Annotated in this window: 13 protein-coding genes, 5 tRNA genes and 1 rRNA gene; all 19 read right to left on the bottom strand. The window is 44.3% G+C overall.

The features are described 5' to 3' along the window. Positions 1-287, bottom strand: a 287-nt coding sequence (locus ACZLMD_RS11515) for a hypothetical protein (protein ID WP_489495728.1), incomplete at its 3' end; no start/stop codon positions are given. Positions 288-344: 57 nt separating this feature from the next. After that, positions 345-1,406 carry a hypothetical protein gene (locus ACZLMD_RS11520; RefSeq protein WP_489495730.1) on the bottom strand — a complete coding sequence of 354 codons (1,062 nt, stop codon included), beginning with the start codon at positions 1,404-1,406 and terminating at the stop codon, positions 345-347. Between the two features lie 38 nt (positions 1,407-1,444). After that, the gene (locus ACZLMD_RS11525; protein WP_489495731.1) at positions 1,445-2,074 is read right to left on the bottom strand and encodes a hypothetical protein; all 630 of its coding nucleotides are present in this window, start codon (positions 2,072-2,074) and stop codon (positions 1,445-1,447) included. A gap of 21 nt (positions 2,075-2,095) precedes the next feature. After that, complete coding sequence (locus ACZLMD_RS11530) at positions 2,096-5,074, bottom strand: ATP-binding protein (RefSeq protein ID WP_489495732.1); 2,979 nt, start codon at positions 5,072-5,074, stop codon at positions 2,096-2,098. Between the two features lie 9 nt (positions 5,075-5,083). After that, on the bottom strand, positions 5,084-5,470 hold the full coding sequence (locus ACZLMD_RS11535; protein ID WP_118561575.1) for a hypothetical protein: 387 nt from the start codon (positions 5,468-5,470) through the stop codon (positions 5,084-5,086). Between the two features lie 90 nt (positions 5,471-5,560). Next, on the bottom strand, positions 5,561-6,574 hold the full coding sequence (locus ACZLMD_RS11540) for a helix-turn-helix transcriptional regulator (protein ID WP_489495734.1): 1,014 nt from the start codon (positions 6,572-6,574) through the stop codon (positions 5,561-5,563). A gap of 297 nt (positions 6,575-6,871) precedes the next feature. Further along, complete coding sequence (locus ACZLMD_RS11545; protein ID WP_118561579.1) at positions 6,872-8,296, bottom strand: hypothetical protein; 1,425 nt, start codon at positions 8,294-8,296, stop codon at positions 6,872-6,874. A 16-nt stretch (positions 8,297-8,312) separates the two neighbouring features. Next, complete coding sequence (locus ACZLMD_RS11550; RefSeq protein ID WP_489495735.1) at positions 8,313-9,977, bottom strand: serine/threonine protein kinase; 1,665 nt, start codon at positions 9,975-9,977, stop codon at positions 8,313-8,315. A gap of 12 nt (positions 9,978-9,989) precedes the next feature. After that, on the bottom strand, positions 9,990-12,638 hold the full coding sequence (locus ACZLMD_RS11555; RefSeq protein ID WP_489495737.1) for a hypothetical protein: 2,649 nt from the start codon (positions 12,636-12,638) through the stop codon (positions 9,990-9,992). Positions 12,639-12,788: 150 nt separating this feature from the next. Further along, complete coding sequence (locus ACZLMD_RS11560; protein ID WP_022306047.1) at positions 12,789-13,028, bottom strand: HPr family phosphocarrier protein; 240 nt, start codon at positions 13,026-13,028, stop codon at positions 12,789-12,791. Positions 13,029-13,234: 206 nt separating this feature from the next. Further along, on the bottom strand, positions 13,235-13,975 hold the full coding sequence (locus ACZLMD_RS11565; RefSeq protein ID WP_489495739.1) for an amino acid ABC transporter ATP-binding protein: 741 nt from the start codon (positions 13,973-13,975) through the stop codon (positions 13,235-13,237). After that, positions 13,965-15,521, bottom strand: coding sequence for an ABC transporter permease subunit (locus ACZLMD_RS11570; RefSeq protein ID WP_489495740.1), 1,557 nt, complete (start codon positions 15,519-15,521; stop codon positions 13,965-13,967). The genes ACZLMD_RS11565 and ACZLMD_RS11570 overlap by 11 nt, the downstream gene beginning before the upstream one ends. Positions 15,522-15,685: 164 nt before the next feature. After that, positions 15,686-17,044, bottom strand: coding sequence for an NCS2 family permease (locus tag ACZLMD_RS11575; RefSeq protein WP_022306044.1), 1,359 nt, complete (start codon positions 17,042-17,044; stop codon positions 15,686-15,688). 236 nt (positions 17,045-17,280) lie between these two features. Further along, positions 17,281-17,366 (bottom strand) — tRNA-Leu (locus ACZLMD_RS11580). A gap of 23 nt (positions 17,367-17,389) precedes the next feature. Next, positions 17,390-17,462, bottom strand: a tRNA-Val gene (locus ACZLMD_RS11585). Between the two features lie 88 nt (positions 17,463-17,550). Further along, positions 17,551-17,624, bottom strand: a tRNA-Asp gene (locus ACZLMD_RS11590). Positions 17,625-17,683: 59 nt separating this feature from the next. Next, positions 17,684-17,757, bottom strand: a tRNA-Ile gene (locus ACZLMD_RS11595). 57 nt (positions 17,758-17,814) lie between these two features. Continuing rightward, a tRNA-Asn gene (locus ACZLMD_RS11600) sits at positions 17,815-17,886 on the bottom strand. An 86-nt stretch (positions 17,887-17,972) separates the two neighbouring features. Next, positions 17,973-18,110: ribosomal RNA gene (locus ACZLMD_RS11605) — 23S ribosomal RNA — on the bottom strand; the annotation flags it as partial.

An 18,110-nucleotide genomic window follows, 5' to 3' on the forward strand; every position in this document is an offset into this window, starting at 1 on the left:
TGTTCCAGTTCTTTTTTCTCACAGATATACTCCTTCATACACCTCTCAATAACATCGTTGTATACGGAATCCTCATTACACAACACCGAAAATTCCAGTTCTGCCTTAGAATCCAGATTGTATTCGCTAACCAAAAGCTCAAACATCTTTTCAATATCGTGTCTAGCATTGTTTACCTCATACTCAAACTCCGGATTTCCTTCAAAATACTGCTTTTCCCACTGACCACCATTGGTTGAATATACATTCAGTTTATTCTTACCAATGATCATAAAAAATTTCTGCATAATTTCTCCTTTCTTTTCTTCAAAAGCTTTATATTAAAAAATGTACTTTTCCTTGATTCATACTTTCACCCGCTCTTTGCAGTGCATCCGTGCCAGCCAGTCATTAATGTCATCCACGGTATCCTGCATTGTTCCTATGACAGCTATATTCTTGCCATCCGGTTCTTTTTCGCTCTTATCAAATAACCAGAAAATGCGTCCGGAATGATTTGCCTCAATAGAAATGGGTTGAACTGAAGAAGGACTGTAATCACCACGTTTCAGCTGAATTGTTCCTACTTCGTTCCCCTCTTTTACCAGCTGCCCATTTGCATATTTCGCAGATAAAGTATAAAATGCTTTTTCATCTCCAAACATCATCAAGTCTGCTAGGAATCCATTAAATACCGGTGTATGATGATGTGTTACAAAATAACGTTCTCCATCTTTCTTTTTATTGCTCAATTGTTCTTCCAGCTTTTTAATCTTTGCTCTCAGTTCTTTTTCCAAAGCCGTATTCGTATTTTTCATTTTCTCCAGCTTGTCATTGCACTTTTCCTCACATTTGCGAATTTCTTCTTTCAGTTTGCTTTTCCAAAGTTCATTCAGCTGTTTGACCTCATCTTCCCCTTTGATATTAGAGCCCGTTAAGTAATAAAAACATGCAAGATCAGACAACGGAATATTCTGAACATCTTTTCCTGAATCTGCTTTCTGACAAACATAACTTTTGTCCTTATCCTGAAAAACACGATAATGTTTTTTCATCAGTTCAATACAGATGGATTTCTTTTTATCATTGAACAGTCCCATCGACAAACTTACAAACGGCAGTATCTGCTCTGTCTGTATCACATTCACCCTGAAAGCTTCTTTAATTTGCAGGTACAGATAATGCAAATACTCCATATCCGTATCCGCATAGATAATGGACACATTCATGCAAATATCTTCAAAGGAATCAATGTTATAAAAATCCCGGATATATTCTACAAATTTATCAATATCCGCCTGACTTTCCCATTTCATTCTCTCATTGCCTTCAATTCCTATCATCTCAATATTATGAGCATCACTAATATCAACCACTTCCAAAGTATCTTCAGTCATCCCGATTAAAATCTTATATGTATCTTCCATTTTTCCACCATACCTTGTTCTATTTTAATGACCAAGATTTACTTTCTTAATGCAGCAATATCTCGCAAAATTTCAACGTCATTTTTTTCCGGTTCAACCATCTTTGTTACTGATGTCAGCGTATCTATCGCGCTTTCTAATTTGGCATCGTTTTTCTCTGTTCCGGACAGATAACCTGACAGATCACCTATAACATTTGGTTCTTTCATAATAACTCCAGCAAGCTCTCCAACCTTTTCCGGTGTAAAGAAATCTATATTTTTCCCCATGCTTACTAACAGATCTGACATTGGAAAATCTTTAAATTTCTCGATCATAACGCCGCTTATCAATTCAAGACCTTTTCTCATCTTGTCTTCCTGAGAGATCTGCTTAGAACGTTCCGGATCTGTTTCATAATCTTCCACCGTCTTCATATACTCTTCATAAGAATCGAAATTCTCCGGGACAATACCATCCTGCTCAGCCTGCAGTGCTTTATCTCCCAGATCTTCCACTTCCGTCTCAGGCTTGATCAAGCCAAGTGCTTTGCAAAGAGCTGTAAATACCGCCCCAATTGCTTTTAATCCCTGAATTGCCAGCCCTGCTACTGCTAACGCTTTCGTTACTGATACGGCTGCTGCCACAATTGTTCCCACTGCTCCAGCAATAAGTGCTCCAAGTGCCATACGAAATCATCCTCCTTACTTTCATTCACAATATTTCATCACACATTTTGCCTGCTCTCCGTTCAACATATCCACTGAAAAATCATTTACGCTGAACGTGTTTTGGAAAAGATCCACCAAAAACTGTACTCTTTCCTCTTCATCCTCCGTACTGCCAATTCTCTTTCCCGTCACTGCCTCCCTTCTCTTAATTAATTTTTTCCATCCTTTTCTTTGTTCCTCCTCATCATCTCCAACAGTATTAATAAACTTTTTATTCATATCCATAAACATTTCAGGATCATCTTGCAGCTTTGCCATTTTATGACAAACTTTATTAAATGCCCCCGACAACTGTAAAAGATCATAATCCTGATACACTGTTCCCAAAAACATCTTTTTTTCATAAAAACGTTTTCTTACCACTACATCCTCGATCTCTTCCTCATTCGTATCGCTGACTGCTGTAATATGAACATGAACCGGCTTGTCTGTATTTTCAGAAAAGACAATGGCATTTCCTACTTCCAGAGCAGATAGATACTCTTTTTGTTTGTCATCCATCAGCATCGTATCTCCCACTGCTTCTTTATCATCCTGTGCCAGTATCTTATGAATAATCTTGGTGTTAGTATTTTTCAGGACCTCCGAAGCCAGCTTGTTCGGAATCTGATCAACAATGATCAAGCCCTCTCCATATTTACGAACCTCAGCCAAAAGATCTGTAAATGTTTCTACTGCTGATTTCTTTGAGCCACTGTCACCATACTCAACCTTTGATAACAGACGGTGTGCCTCCTCCACCAGGGTCAGATGCTTAAAATTATGGTTTTTACGATGCTCTGCTTTCACAAATGCAGATAAACGGCTGAGAATAAATCCCATCAACAACGCTTTATCCTCTGGAGATTTCAACTCTTCCATCTCAATGATCACATTATTTTTGATAATGTACTCAAAATCCGTAGAATGCTCACAGTTCAGCATACTTCCTTTTGATCCTACCGTCAGATTGGACAAACGACTTACCAGAGATCCGATATAATCTGCCTGCATTTGCTGACTGAAGCCCTTTTCTTCTACCACATTTTTCATTTCTTCCAAAAGATCCGACAAAATCGGAAAACTATCTACTTCCGGATCATATGCCTCTGCTCCGTAAATGGTATTTTCATTATTATCAATATCCCATCCCTTTTTTTCGTAGCTCCGATATATTGCTTCTTCCAAAAGCTGTGGCATAGATGCTTCCATTGGAAAAGCAGAGGTAAATGTGGCTTTAATCATATCAACATGTGCTGAAATGATCTCACCCTCTAACAATTCAAATGGATTCAACCGGAATGGCGCCACAGTTTCATTTCCAACGGTAAAAACGACAATATCTTTTCTGGTATTGATTAAAGTCCGATACTCTGTTTTAGCCGGTTCAATTACAAGAAACGGCATATCCGCCTCCGACAGCAGGCGGTGACAGGTTGTTGTCTTACCACTTCCGGTAACACCTGCCACAAACGTATGCTTTGACATACTCTTTTTTGATAATTTAAACGGAATCTTTGTCAGTTCTCGTCCCTTTTGAACCATATTTCCAAGATTGATGCTCTCTTCGTCATCAATCTCCTTTTCATTTAGCCCAAAACCGATACCTTCCTTTAAAGAAACCCCCGGAACCTCTTTCTGCGGAAGTCCTGCAAGAAGTGAAATCTCCGCGGTTGTCAGATAAGTATTCAGTCCAACATTCGAACCGTAAAACGGTCTTCCTAAAAGCATCAACGCATCACCGGATGCTGTCTCTTCCCTGACATACTGATTCTGATAAACCCGCAATACATCAAACTCTTTGGAAACATCAATATTTTGAGCATATAACGGACTATAGGAAGACTGATTCCCCTGAAATAATGACATCAGACCAACTTTTAACCGGTTCGCATGTGTTGGTTCCTTCGCCATATAATAAACAGAGGTCTTAAACAGCCCCTTACTGTATCCTACTTTCATACGGTCCAGTAATTCTTCATTGATATATTTCATAATTTCTTCTGCATGCTTATTCGCCATCTCAATAGTAACCGATTTAGAGGAACCTCTATTCATGTTAAATCCCATATTACTTCCTTCGGAATGGCTTTCATCATGTCCTTCCGAATTCTGTTCGGAATATTGTGTGGATTTACTCCAATGCTCACCATTTTTACCTTCCGAATCCGAAGTTCCATGATTATAACCCCAGTTTTTTCCTTTGGAATCTGAGGTGTTTTTTCCAAAGGTAATCGTAGCACCATCATTGATCGATTCCTGCATAGTTTTCTTTGCAACAACGGATAAACGATTATACAACTCATAAATATCATCTTTGATATTTAAAATTTCGGATTTACTTACCGGTTCACAGACCACCACAAGTCTCCATTCCAAACCGAGCATACTGTTGATCAGTCTGTCAATTCCCTGAAAATCATAATCATCCCCGGTTTCCTTCTCGTTAATAGAAGGAATTCCCACAATCACTCCTGCATTTTTATATTTATCTGCCAGATCATCTCCAACCAGCTTATCAAGTTCCTTTCCCTTGAGACGTTCTAACTTACTTCCACTGAAATTTCCCTCGAATACATTGGAAATAATCTCTCCATAATTACTTGCAGATAATTTCTTACCAAGTACAGATACATTTTCATTTTGATTTTGTACAACTCCAAGACATAATTCTATTCCCTCTTCTGTACCGGTTAATACATAAACAAAATTAAAAGCATCATTATCCATAGATAACAGTACATTTTCAAAGGCTTCCCTGTGTGGATAATCCTCATCAAAAGACAATTGTTTCACCCGGTAAAAACACATTTCATTTGCTCTTAATTTTCCCTTTTTTGTCAGTTCTGTCTCAACCAGTTTGTCCACAACTGTGTTCTTATTGACCAGTTGCATACTACCAAACAAATCAATGACCTCATTTGATTGCTGCAAATCAAGCAATAATTGTTTTTCATTCTCTTTTGTTTCCTCTGCCATCGCGCCCTCCTACGATAAAAAAAGATGCTGTTCCCTGTCACGAATAATATAGGAATATTTCTCATTTAATAAGGTTCTTTTCTGTATTGTTGTAAGTGTGTCAAATACGAACACCGGTACCACTTCAAATTTCTGGATAATTTCTGTACCGGCTGCACGAATCCGTTTCAATCCGACTTTCTCTAAAAAAGACAGATACACTAGCCTTTGACCATTCACTGTATCAAGTTTTTCCATTGTCATCCGCTGCTGTTCCAGCCACTCTGACAGCAGCTTATCTTCCAGAATATCTGTAGATTTATCCAACTCCCTCATAACATCAGATAACAACAAAAGACGTGTGTTTTCTTCTATGCATGCCAAACGTTTCTCAATTTTCTCCAATTGATCTTTCATGTGTATGCTCACCCCTCATCATCCGAACTTTCATTTATAAATAAAATTATACATTCGTGTTATGACACATTCTGTCATCCTGCTTATTTTCTACTGATATCTCTCCTGCATTTTTCCAAGCTTTTGTCCCATCTCCTCCCGTAGCCACTCCGGTCTCAGAATCTCCACCTGTTCCCCCTGACTGAGCAGCCACATCAGGATGCCTTTTCCGTACACTTCCGCTTCTATTTCACAGGCACCGTCCTGACAGGACACGATCTTTGCAGTAGGCAGGCGGTCTAACACTGCCTCTGCATTCTTTCCAAAAAACAGAAATTTCACCCGCATCAGTTCACCGCTGTACATAAACTGAACTCTTTTACGAAACTCTCCCTCCTCAAATCTCCCATTATACGGCAATTTGAACTTCTCACCCATTTCCCGGCATTTGACGATCCGATCGATCCGGAATATTGCTGGATAACTGTACTTGTGCTCATATCTTCCGGCCGCATTCTTTTCGACGATGAATGCATTCAGATAAAAATAATACTCGGAGAAAATAATCCCGACAGGTTCAATGACACGCTTCACATTCTCCTGTACCGCATCCTGCTTCTGATAGTGGATCTCAAGCCGGTTACAGCCCCGGACCGCCTCACCGAGCTTCCACAAAATGTCCGGATTCCGGATCGGATGGGTAAGCTCCACATAATGGTACTTCTCATTGGCGATCAGGTCGGATACCAGCTTCATATTGCGCAGTGGCACACAGCCTTCCACCAGTTTATTGAGCAGTGCTTCCATCTCCTTTTTGCCAAACGCCCGGCTCTCTAAAAGGATCTTACTCACGGCAAGTATTTCGCTGTTGCTCATGGCGGAACCGTCCGTCCCGGTCATCACGAAACCTTTATGTATCCTGTCGTACACGATCTCCCGTGACTCTGCCGTGCTTTCCGCTTTCTGATCCTCCAGAAATGCCCGGATATCATCAATGTCGCGTTGGATCGACCGCTCATCCACGCCAAATCGATTGGCTTCCTCCGCCTTATTGATCCGCTTTCCGGCGCAAAGACGGACATACATGCTCAGGGTTCTGGAATTTTTAGAATGTTTGTTGTTCATCTTCTGTCTTGTTTCTCCTGTTATAAATTTCGTATTACGTTTTTATCATACGCTTTCAACATGACACCATTCGTCATCCTCAGATTTATTTTCCCATGGCATTGTCCCATTTTCTTTTCTATTTTGATCAATATAAAACGAAAAAGAACAGCAGCAGACCTTTCATAATCTGTTACTGTTCTTATGTTTGATAGATTTGTAAATCACCGGACACCGCGGCATTTTGTCCATACTTACCTCATTTTTATTCCATCTTCCAACATTATTATGCATGCATATCCTACAAAATATTCACAATCATCCAATCCCATTGTCGATCAGATCCGCAATACCCTCCACATCGCTTTTCGAAAAGCTGTCAAGCAGCAGTCTGTCCAACGCATACCGTTCATCCAGACATGCCATGGCACAATCCGCCAGAACGGTATTTGCCATTCTGCAAAAACGGTTTTTTGCCTCTTCTCTGTCCGTTTTTTGCCCCAGTAGTTCCTGTTCTTTTTTGTATTTGCGGCCGGACACTTCTAACAGCAGCGGAAGCAGATCATCTCTCTGTATGAGCAGACAGCGTTTTTTCTGAAGCTGATGCTGTCTGGCTAATATCTCCTCCGCTTCCCCGATCGTAACGGATCCGGACACCTTTTCCGGTGTGTCTGAATCACTATGTCCCTCACATGCCAGCTTGTCGAGGTACGCACAGATCCATTCCGGGCATACGTCCTGTTTCGGCTCGCCCCGCAGATATGCCAGAGCCTGTGCCATCTGGATTTCCCGTTCCTTTTGCAGTGAGACACGAAGCAAATCGGATATATGCCGTTCTGACATATAAGGGATCTCGGATTTCGCAGCAGCTCCGGATGCCCTTTTATAGAAGATATTTTTGGTACCGGGCTGCACGACCGGTGCATATAATTCTCTTAATACATCCCGGTTCCGCCCATGCTCCGCATATACGACACTGCAGTCGCGCCGCACCGACCGGATCAATTCTTTGGCGGATGCATTGACCTGCATCTTTCTTCTCCGGCTGATGTTTTTCAGAAAACGTTTTATCAGCTCCTTATCATCGCCATCGTCAATTCCGCTTTCCTCAAGCCACTGCCTGTAGCCAAGCTGCTCCAGATCTTCTTCCATGCCTTTTTTGACATCCTCCTGAATGTACTGCAGCAGCTCCGATTTTAATCGGATGAAATAGTCTAGCGTTGTCTTGGAGTACCCTTTAAACATCTCTGCATGGGTACACATCCGTTTTAGAAAATGCACGGGATCAAGTTTGCGCCAGTCGTCGTAGAAGCTCCACAAACGTTTTGTATGTGTCTTCTGCAGCGGTACATATGTCCGGCACATATGCTTTTCAAAGACGAGGATCATTTCCTCGCATTTTTCCATGGACAGCTTATGCTCCAGCCCATAATAATAGATGATTTCCCGGTAATCGTTGACCTGGACGCCGGGCATGCGGAGTCCCTCTATGAGATACTGTTTCAGCTCCTCATGCGTCAGATGCAGTGCAAATGCCAGTTGATACATTTTATCTCTGCCGGGTTCACTTCTTTTGGTGATGCCGCACCAGGCACGAATGGTTCCCGGCGCAGCAATATCACAATCTTTTAGTTTCTTCTGTAATGCCCGGAACGCTGCATGACGGCGTTGCTTCTCATCCGCCGGCTCTGATCCACCCCACCGCTCCATTAGAAATGTGTCAAATCCATAATCCTGTCCCATTTTTTGACCTCACCTTTTATTCCCCAAGCAGGGTATCCAGAGAACCTATTACATTCTTCTTGTCTTTTTGCCCTGTCGTTTTCTTTTTCGTTGTTTTTGGTGTTGCTTCTGTTTTATTTGGTCTTGCTGTCGCTGACGTTTTCTTCTTTCTGTTCCGGGATACCTTTGTGGTCTTTTCTTCCCGTTTTGACACTTTGTCCGTTATCTTATCCGGACGCTCTGACGGCTTCTTATCATCTGGACTTCTGGTAACAGATGACGTCTTTTCCGCTGTGGTTTTCGGAATCGACGTCATTTGTTCCGGCAATGCAGTTGCAGTTATTCCAAGTGTCGTTTGTTCCGGCGATGCTGTCCCTCCCTGTGTCTTTTGTTCCGATGGCATGTCTGCTGCCAGACTGGTTTGCGCCGGTAATCTGCCTTCTTTCTGAGCCTGCCCATTAAGACGCATCATTGCGATGCCTGCTCCTGCTGCCACAAGCACAATGAGTACAAGACCGATCCGAAGATATATTTTCCGCTTTACCCGTAAGGCTTTCTCCCGGATCAGTTGCCTTTCCTTCCGGCTCTCCTGCTCTTTTCCTGCCTGTAATAATTCTCCGGCGATCCGTTCGGTCGATAACTCTTCCTCCCCCGCCGCCAGAGACTTTCTGCGTCGTTCTTCCTGCCTCTCCTGTCCCCAGTGTTCCCGGCATGCTGTCCGCCCGCTTTCTCCCAATGCTTCGCGCAGCGCACGAATGCTTTGATAACGGTCTGCTGCCATCACTGACATTCCTTTACCGATCGCGTCACTCCAGCCCTTAGGAAGCGCAACGCCCTCCATCTGATCCAGCGGAACTGTCCGGTCACTGACAAGACGCTGCGATGCCTCCTCCGGCATGACCCCGGAAAGCATATAATACATAACGGCACTGACGCTGTACACATCTGACCATGGACCGGTCTGCCCCTTGCTGCGATACTGCTCCTCCGGTGCAAATCCACGTTTGTATATGACCGTCATCGTGTGATCGCGGTTCACAGTACTTCGAGCCGCTCCAAAATCCACAAGCTTCATAAATCCCTGTCTGGTGATCATCAGGTTATCCGCACTGACATCGCGGTGAATGATATGATGTGCGTGCATCTCCTCTAAGGTATCCAATACCGGACGAAGCATGGTTTGAACCTGCCCTGCGGGTATCTGTCCGTTTTTTTGTACATACTCCTCGACACTGATCCCATCAATATATTCCATTACAATGTATGCGGTATCATTCTCTGTAAAATAGTCATGTACAACCGCTGCACCCTCCAGTGACTGAAACTGTGCAAGCGTCTGCGCTTCCTTAAGAAACGCTTTCATCCCCTTCTGATATTCCTGCTGTGCGCAGGTTTCCCCATCAACACGGTTTACCTGAGAATGAGACCGCACCGGGTTTCTTCGTACAAATTCTCTGGGATAATATTCTTTGATGGCAACCGGTATGGACAGGGTCTGATCCCAGCCCAGATAGGTAATTCCAAAACCGCCCTCCCCCAGAACGCATCCCGTGTAATAACGCTGCTTCAGGCAGGTTCCCTCTGGCAGACAGTATGGCGGCGTCTGGCTGTTTTGATTGTCGTATCCACAGGCACTGCATACATCTCCCTGTTCCAGCAGATGCATGCAGCAGCTGCATCTTTTCTGACCTCCTGATATCATTTGTCTGCTCCTTTACAGCCGTATCCGTTTTAACTCTGTATAAGCACTGTATTTTTTCTTTCCATTCTTAATCTCCCATGTCCTGACCTTGCAGTACACACTGCCTTTTCTTTTGGTATAGGACAAACGAAAGACTCCATTATATTTGGAGATCGGATGAAGAGTTGTTGTTTGTACAATACCATTTTTCTTCATCCAAATCTCCAGATATTGACCTTTATATTTCTTCAGTTTGATCTTCAGATAATTTTTTCCGGGTGTTATCTCCGTTGCATAGGATACCGTTGGTTCCGCATAATCCGGGATCCGGATGCGCTCGCTGGTTACCGCTCTGCTGCGCACTGCCTCACCATCTCTGGCACCGAACGCAAAGATCTGATACTGATATTTCTTTCCTTTGCGAACCGTTGCATCCAGATAACTTGTCTTTCCGGTGACTGTCCCAAGCCGCTTGAGTGCGCCATTCCTGCCCTCTCTGCGGTAAATACCGTATCCGTCAACTCCACTGACCTTCTTCCAGCGCAGCGACACCTTCTGAATCTGCAGCAACGACACATTCACCCCGGACACACAGGAAAGCTCCTGCGAAACCTTCAGTCTTAATGAAACATTAATGTTCTCCGCCACTGCCGCAGACGGAGAAGGACTCTGTGCCCATACTGTCGACGATGGACTCTCCGGTGCCGCACTTCCTGTCGCTGCCGGCTGCTGCGTAGAAGATCCATCTGCCGGCTGTGACGTTTCTGATGGAACCTCTGAGACGGACGGATCCTGTGTCGGACCATTCGAAGCCCCCGGCTCATCTGTCGGTTGAAGGGAAATTACCGGTTTCTGTGTCTCATACGGATCTGCCTTCGGAGATACAACCGGACATGCCATTTCTCCCTCTGTCCCAAATACCGGATAGCCATTCGGTCCTGTCACCCATGAGTGCAGTGGACAAAGCTCGCTGTACTGGTATCCCTGTCGATATTCTACAAAATCATTCAGCTTATCGATCAGACTGCTTCTTGCCGCAGAAAGTGAAACACCCTCGCACCCGGTCACATAATACTCATTCAGTTCTGTCGCCCGGGAATAAACGGTACGATTCGTTCCTTTCCAATAATAACAGCGCGTCAGAGAGCCTCCGTCGATATATCCGCAAATCTGTCCTTTTCCAAGCAGCTGCCTGATCTCTCCAACGGTATAGCAGCCCTCCACCGGCGTCATATTCTTCCGTCCGGCGATGCCTCCGGCATAAAAAATATCGCCTTCAATATCGCCAATATTATAGCAATTGATCACACGGCTTGCTCCGTCCAGCCCGGCAACAATACCTCCCACCTGTAGATAACCATAGGCTCCGCCAATCCTCGCATAGGACAAATCATTCTTCTTCGTAATCACCCCTACTGTCCCATAATTGCCACAGTTGCCGATCACGCCTCCACCATGGCGTCCGGAAATACCGCCGATCGAATCCATGCAGTTTCCGTCCACAGCATCCTCGCGCTCCTTCTGCAAAACATCTCCATAATTAAAACAGCCATCGATCACAATATCATTCCAGTTGCTTGAAAATGTTCCGGCAACGATTCCGGCAAGATTGATGCTTGACTCCGAATGATAGGCAAGCTCCAGATTGCCATAATTGTTACAGTCACGTAAATAACCCTGAAACACAAAATCCACAATACCGCCAAGGTCGCCTCCGCTGCTTCGCAGGTCGCTGTAATTGTCGCAGGAGGCGATATTGCCTCCTGCGACATATCCCACAATACCGCCACCGCCATAAGGGATCCGGCTCTCCTCTCCCCGCAGACTGCAGCCTGTCAGTTCGCCGGCAGTATGACGTCCGACGATGCCGCCGATTCCGTTGATCCGGTCCATCTCGTCCCGCTCCGTGGTCAGTGTATTCTTCCTTCCGATCACAACCACATCCTGCGCAGTCGTGTTTACAATACTTCCACTGTTCTCACCGACGGCTCCGCCAATACAGCCGGAGCTCATGACGATATTGGCACGGCTGATGACATCAGACAGCGTCCCCTGCAGATTCCCAACAATGGCACCGACACCCGTCCTGCCTGTTACAAGAGCCTTCTCCAGCGTTAAATGGCAAACACTTCCGTTAGAACCAACACAGCCAAACAGCCCCGGATCACTCTCATTTCCAATCACGCACAGTCCCCGGATCGTGTGGTCTTTACCATCAAAGCTTCCCTGAAACGGATACCCCTTCGTTCCGACCGCAGTCCACAAAGTCACCCGGGAAAGACTGCCGGGATCTGTCGTCTGCGATGTTTCCAGATTCTCATAACAGTTTCCGCTCTGATCCACTGCTCCAATCAGTTCTTCGTCACAATAAATCCCCGTTCTCTTTGAGGCATCCTGATACTGATAAGAGGCTTCATTTAAAGTTATATCCGATGTCAGGCAGAAGTTTCGCCCCTTCGTGCTGTTTCCGGCATTCACATACTCTGCAAAAAGCGTTAATTCTTCCCCGGTACTGATCGTGATCGTTCCAGCTGCTTCGCCGGAAGACGCGAAATCAGTCATTGACACGGTATTCTCCGCAGCCTTTACCACCTCACATATATCGTCCGGCACTTCGGAGGTAACCGCAGACACTGCCATTATGACTCCCATCCACAACGCAAATTTCCTGTGTCTCCTCATATGTATCCTGCTCCTGTTATTCTTTTCTTTTAGTGTAAGATAAATAGCCGGAAAAAGCAACAACCTCCTAAGGAAATCACTCCTCAGGAGGTTGTTTGTTCCTGATCGGACACACCTGACAACTGCAGTCAGATGATTCCAATGTCATTCTTATGCAAATGCGCGCGCCTGCAATGCATGTACCAGGTTACGTCTGTCAGAAGGTTCGCAGTTGCCTGTCAGAAACAACTGATTGCGCAGATCCATTGTCATAATCCCGAGAATGGATTTGGCATCCACACAATATCTTCCGCAATAAAGATCAAAATCTCCCTCAAAGCCTGATAAAATATTGACGAACTCATTCACATCATGTACATCCTTTAACTGTACCGGTATCTTTTCTCCCATAACGACTGCTCCTTTCTCTTTTCTCTTTCTTCTCTTACTCTCTCAGGACTGCTTGCGGCACGATATCAAAATACTCTATCCGCATTAAACAATATATTGCTATTGGCGTGCCTCTTTTTTGCCCTTGCATAGTTTTACCACACTTTTTTCGAAAAAGGAACCATCTTGGCGAAGATTTAATAAAGATTTATCAGTTTGTTCACAAATTATAACACTTTACTCAAAAAATCCTGCAATCTTGCGTTCTGGGGATGCTCAAAAAGCTCTTCCGGCGTATTTTCCTCCTGAATCTGTCCCTCGTTCAGAAATAGTACGCGGTTGGCAACCTCTTTTGCAAATCCCATCTCATGCGTAACGATCACCATCGTCATTCCCTCTGCCGCCAGCTCTTTGATCAGGGAAAGCACCTCTCCTACCATCTCCGGATCCAGTGCCGAGGTCGGCTCATCAAACAGCATGACATCCGGATTCATTGCCAGTGCACGCGCGATCGCAATACGCTGCTTCTGTCCACCGGACAGCATTGCCGGATAGCTGTCTGCCTTATCGGACAGACCAATACGATCAAGCAGCTCGTCTGCCTTTACAGCAGCCTCCTCCTTTGTCATTTTCTTACGCTTTACCGGCGCAAGCATAATATTTTCGCGAACGGTCATATTCGGGAACAGATTAAACTGCTGGAATACCATACCAATCTTCTCACGGACAAGGTTAATATCCACATCCTCGTCGGTGATATTCGTTCCCTCGAAGGTTACACGACCGCCGGTCGGATCCTCCAGACAGTTCATGGAACGTAAGAAAGTGGATTTACCACAGCCGGACGGACCGATCACTGCAACAACATCACCTCTGCAGATCGTGGTGGAAATTCCTTTGATAACCTGCTGATCTCCAAATGATTTCTCCAGATTCTCTACGCGGATCAATACTTCTTTATCGCTCATTGCTTCTCAGCCTCCTCTCCAGACAATGCACTCCTGCAGTAAGGATCATTACGATAACCAGATAGATCAGCGCAACGGCGATCAACGGCATAAATGCATCATATGTGTTGCTTCGTATAATATCTCCAGCCTTGGTCAGATCTACAAGAGCGATATAACCGCTGATAGAGGTCTCCTTCAACAAACTAATAAACTCATTGCACAGCGCAGGCAATGTGTTTTTGAATGCCTGTGGCAGAATAACAGATGTCATGGTCTGCGCATAGCTAAGACCCAGGCTTCTTCCCGCCTCAAACTGTCCACCGTCTACTGCCATGATTCCGGAACGGACAACCTCCGCTACATACGCTGCAGAGTTTAATCCGAACGCAACGATTGCTACCAAAAGCTTGTTATCCACGGACACCAGGATAATATAATAGAAAATCAACAGCTGTACAACTGCCGGCGTACCACGCATTACAGTCAGATAGATCCGGCAGAATGCATTGAGTATCGGAAATCCTCCGTTTTTATCATGACCGGTACGGATCACCGCGATCACAAAGCCGAAAATAATACCAAACAATACCGCAAATACCGTGATCAACAGCGTATTCTGCAGACCCTTTACAATATACTGATATCTGTTATCTTTAATAAAGTTATCATGAAAACGCTCCGCCAGGGAACTCTTCGTAATGCCGGCCTTAGGATCGATTGTAATGATAACCTGCTTTGCTGTTGTATAGGATTCTGTAAAATCAATATTCTTGAGACGATCCTTCGTGACAGTCATACCCGCCGCTCCAACATCTGCCTTACCGGAAGTTACTGCAGGAATGATAGAATCAAACTCCATATCCTCAACCTCAAGCTTCATGCCAAGCTCGTCGCAGACAGCCTGCATCATATCCACATCAATACCGGTGATCTTATTATTCTCATAATATTCATATGGCTTAAATGAAGCATTGGTTGCCATCTTCAGCGTGCCACTTCTCTTGACATCCTTGATCTCGTACGGCTTTGTACCCTTGACAGAATCCTCTCCGATATAATTATCAATAATATCCTGCAGAGTTCCATCTTCTTTTAACTTGGTCAACGCTTCGTTGATCTTTTCCTTGAGATCTGTATTACTCTTGTCAATGCAGACCGCATAATCCTCAAGAGCAAACTCTTCCTTTAAGATCTTCAGTGTATTATCCTTTTCGGTGTAAGCCTTTGCCGGCTGCTCATCGATGATAACGCAGTTGATCTTGCCGTTCTTCAACGCCTGGATCGCATCAGTTCCCTTATTGTACCGCTCGATCACTGTTCCTGCATCATCGCCCTCATAATCGGAAGCATAAATGTCACCGGTCGTACCAATCTGAACTCCTATCTTCTTGCCATCCAGATCTTTTACGCTCTTCACTGCATTCTTGGCTCTCTGCGCCAGCTGCTTCTCCTGTTTCTGCTTCTCCTGATAATTATGTCCAACAACGCCGCCCACGGCAGCAAGACATACGATCAGAAGTAACACATAATTCCAGCCCTTTGGAAGCCTTCTTTTCTTCTTCATGATTAACCATGCCTTTCTTTTTCCTGTGTCTGTCACAGAAATAACTATTATAAAGGGGGCAAATGTACTTGCCCCCATATTTCTCATTCTATGCTATTGCCGATGCATTTCATGCAGCAATAACGCTCCTGTCCATATACCGGATCAACCTGCGTATATGTTCTTTATAAGAAAATATACTTACAAACAAACAATACTGCAAGAATGTACATCAGTGGTGTAACCTTCTTTGCCTTTCCGCAGATCACATTGATAATTACATAAGAGATAACTCCGAGAGAGATACCCTCTGCGATACTGTATGCAAATGGCATTGCCAGAATGGTCATATATGCAGGCACTGCCTCTGTCAGATCGTTGAAGTCGATCTGTGCAACAGAAGAGATCATCAGGAAACCAACGAAGATCAATGCCGGAGCAGTTGCAAAGCCCGGTATTGCTGTGAAAATTGGTGCGAAGAAGATTGCCAGAAGGAATAATACTGCTGTCACTACAGAAGCAAGACCTGTACGTGCACCGGCACCAACACCTGCTGAGCTCTCCACGTAAGTTGTTGTTGTACTTGTACCGATAATAGCACCTGCACTTGTTGCGATTGCGTCTGCTAACAGTGCCGGCTTGATGTTTGGAAGCTTCTCATTCTCATCCAGCATACCGGCCTTGGATGAAACTCCGACTAATGTTCCGATCGTATCAAACATATCAACGAACAGGAATGAACAGAGAACAACGATAAAGTTGAATACACCCACGCCCTTGAAATCAGCTGTGAAACACTGACCAAATGTGGTTGTGATCTTGCTGAAGTCAGTCATATGCATGGTTGGATACAGAGAGTAGAAACCAGCCTTTGCATCAATATGGTAAACACCTGCAGCCTGACAGATCATACCGAGGATCCATGTTGCGATGATACCGATCAGAATAGATCCCTTGAAGCCCTTGATGTAAAGAATAACTGTGATAAACAGACCGATCAGTGCAAGTACTGCACAAATCCCCTGTGTATGCCAGTTATCAGCAAATTTACAATATGTCAGAAGAGTAGAATCATCATTCACGATGATGTGTGCTCCCTGCAGACCGATAAATGCGATAAATAAACCGATACCAGCACTCACACCTTTCTTAAGTGTACTGGGAATTGCATTGAAAATTGCCTCACGTACACTAGTCAGTGAAAGTACAATAAATACGATACCTTCCAGAAATACAGCCATAAGAGCTACCTTCCAGGAATAACCCATGTTTCCACATACTGTGTAAGCAAAGTATGCATTCAGTCCCATACCGGGAGCCAGTGCAAATGGGTAGTTAGCAAGCAGTGCCATTGCCATTGTACCGATGAATGAAGCCAGACATGTGGCGATCAGCACGGCTGTGCTATCCATTCCTGCTGCTGAAAGCATGTTTGGATTAACGGCAAGAATATAAGCCATTGTCATAAATGTGGTAATACCGGCAATCACTTCAGTCTTGACCGTAGTTCCGTTTTCTTTTAACTTGAAAAACTTCTCTAACATTTTATCCTCCATGTGATGTGTTATTAGTATCATTCTCTCAATAACGAAAATGATCCGTATACAGTATACCACAAAACATAGAGGTTTTGGAGATTTTCTTAATTTTTTATTAAAGCTTTATTATCCATAAACGATGCCTTTATTCTCATGAAATATTTTACTTTATAAGAAATTCCCTGTTTCGCACAAAAAAAACAGAGCCAAACACATCTGTGTGCCTGCTCTGTCTGAAAGAATGCCGCAGACCGGAATCGAACCGGTACGGGTATCACTACCCACGGGATTTTAAGTCCCGGGCGTCTGCCAGTTCCGCCACTGCGGCATAGTAATATAAATATTACTGAGTGGGACCTACAGGGCTCGAACCTGTGACCCTCTGCTTGTAAGGCAGATGCTCTCCCAGCTGAGCTAAGATCCCAAATAATGCTGGATAATTCCTCTGTATAAAACAACGGAACCGCATATCATAATATCACAGATGGATACAAATGTCAATAATCCATCAACGACCCAGACGGGACTCGAACCCGTGACCTCCGCCGTGACAGGGCGGCGCTCTAACCAACTGAGCCACTAGGCCATAATATGAACAGTAGATGTTCTATCAAAATTCAATCAAGACATGGACTGCTCATTCAGTGGACCCTCAGGGACTCGAACCCTGGACCGATCGGTTATGAGCCGATTGCTCTAACCAACTGAGCTAAAGGTCCATATACATGATTATAAGAAAATCCGTAAATATCACTATCTACGGATTATTTAAAAAACTCCCCGAGTAGGGCTCGAACCTACAACAACTCGGTTAACAGCCGAGTGCTCTACCATTGAGCTATCGAGGATCATCTTTTTGAAAGCAGATACCTTCAAAACTGTATACCGATTATATCATCTTCACGCCGCTTTTGCAACCAGCTCTCCGTTTCTTTTGGATAAGCCTTCGACCTATTAGTGACAGTCAGCTCCATGCGTTACCGCACTTCCACCTCTGCCCTATCTACCTCATCGTCTCTAAGGGGTCTTATGTGATTACTCACGGGATATCTCATCTTAAGGGGGGCTTCAC

It is taken from the genome of Jutongia sp., assembly GCF_057878315.1.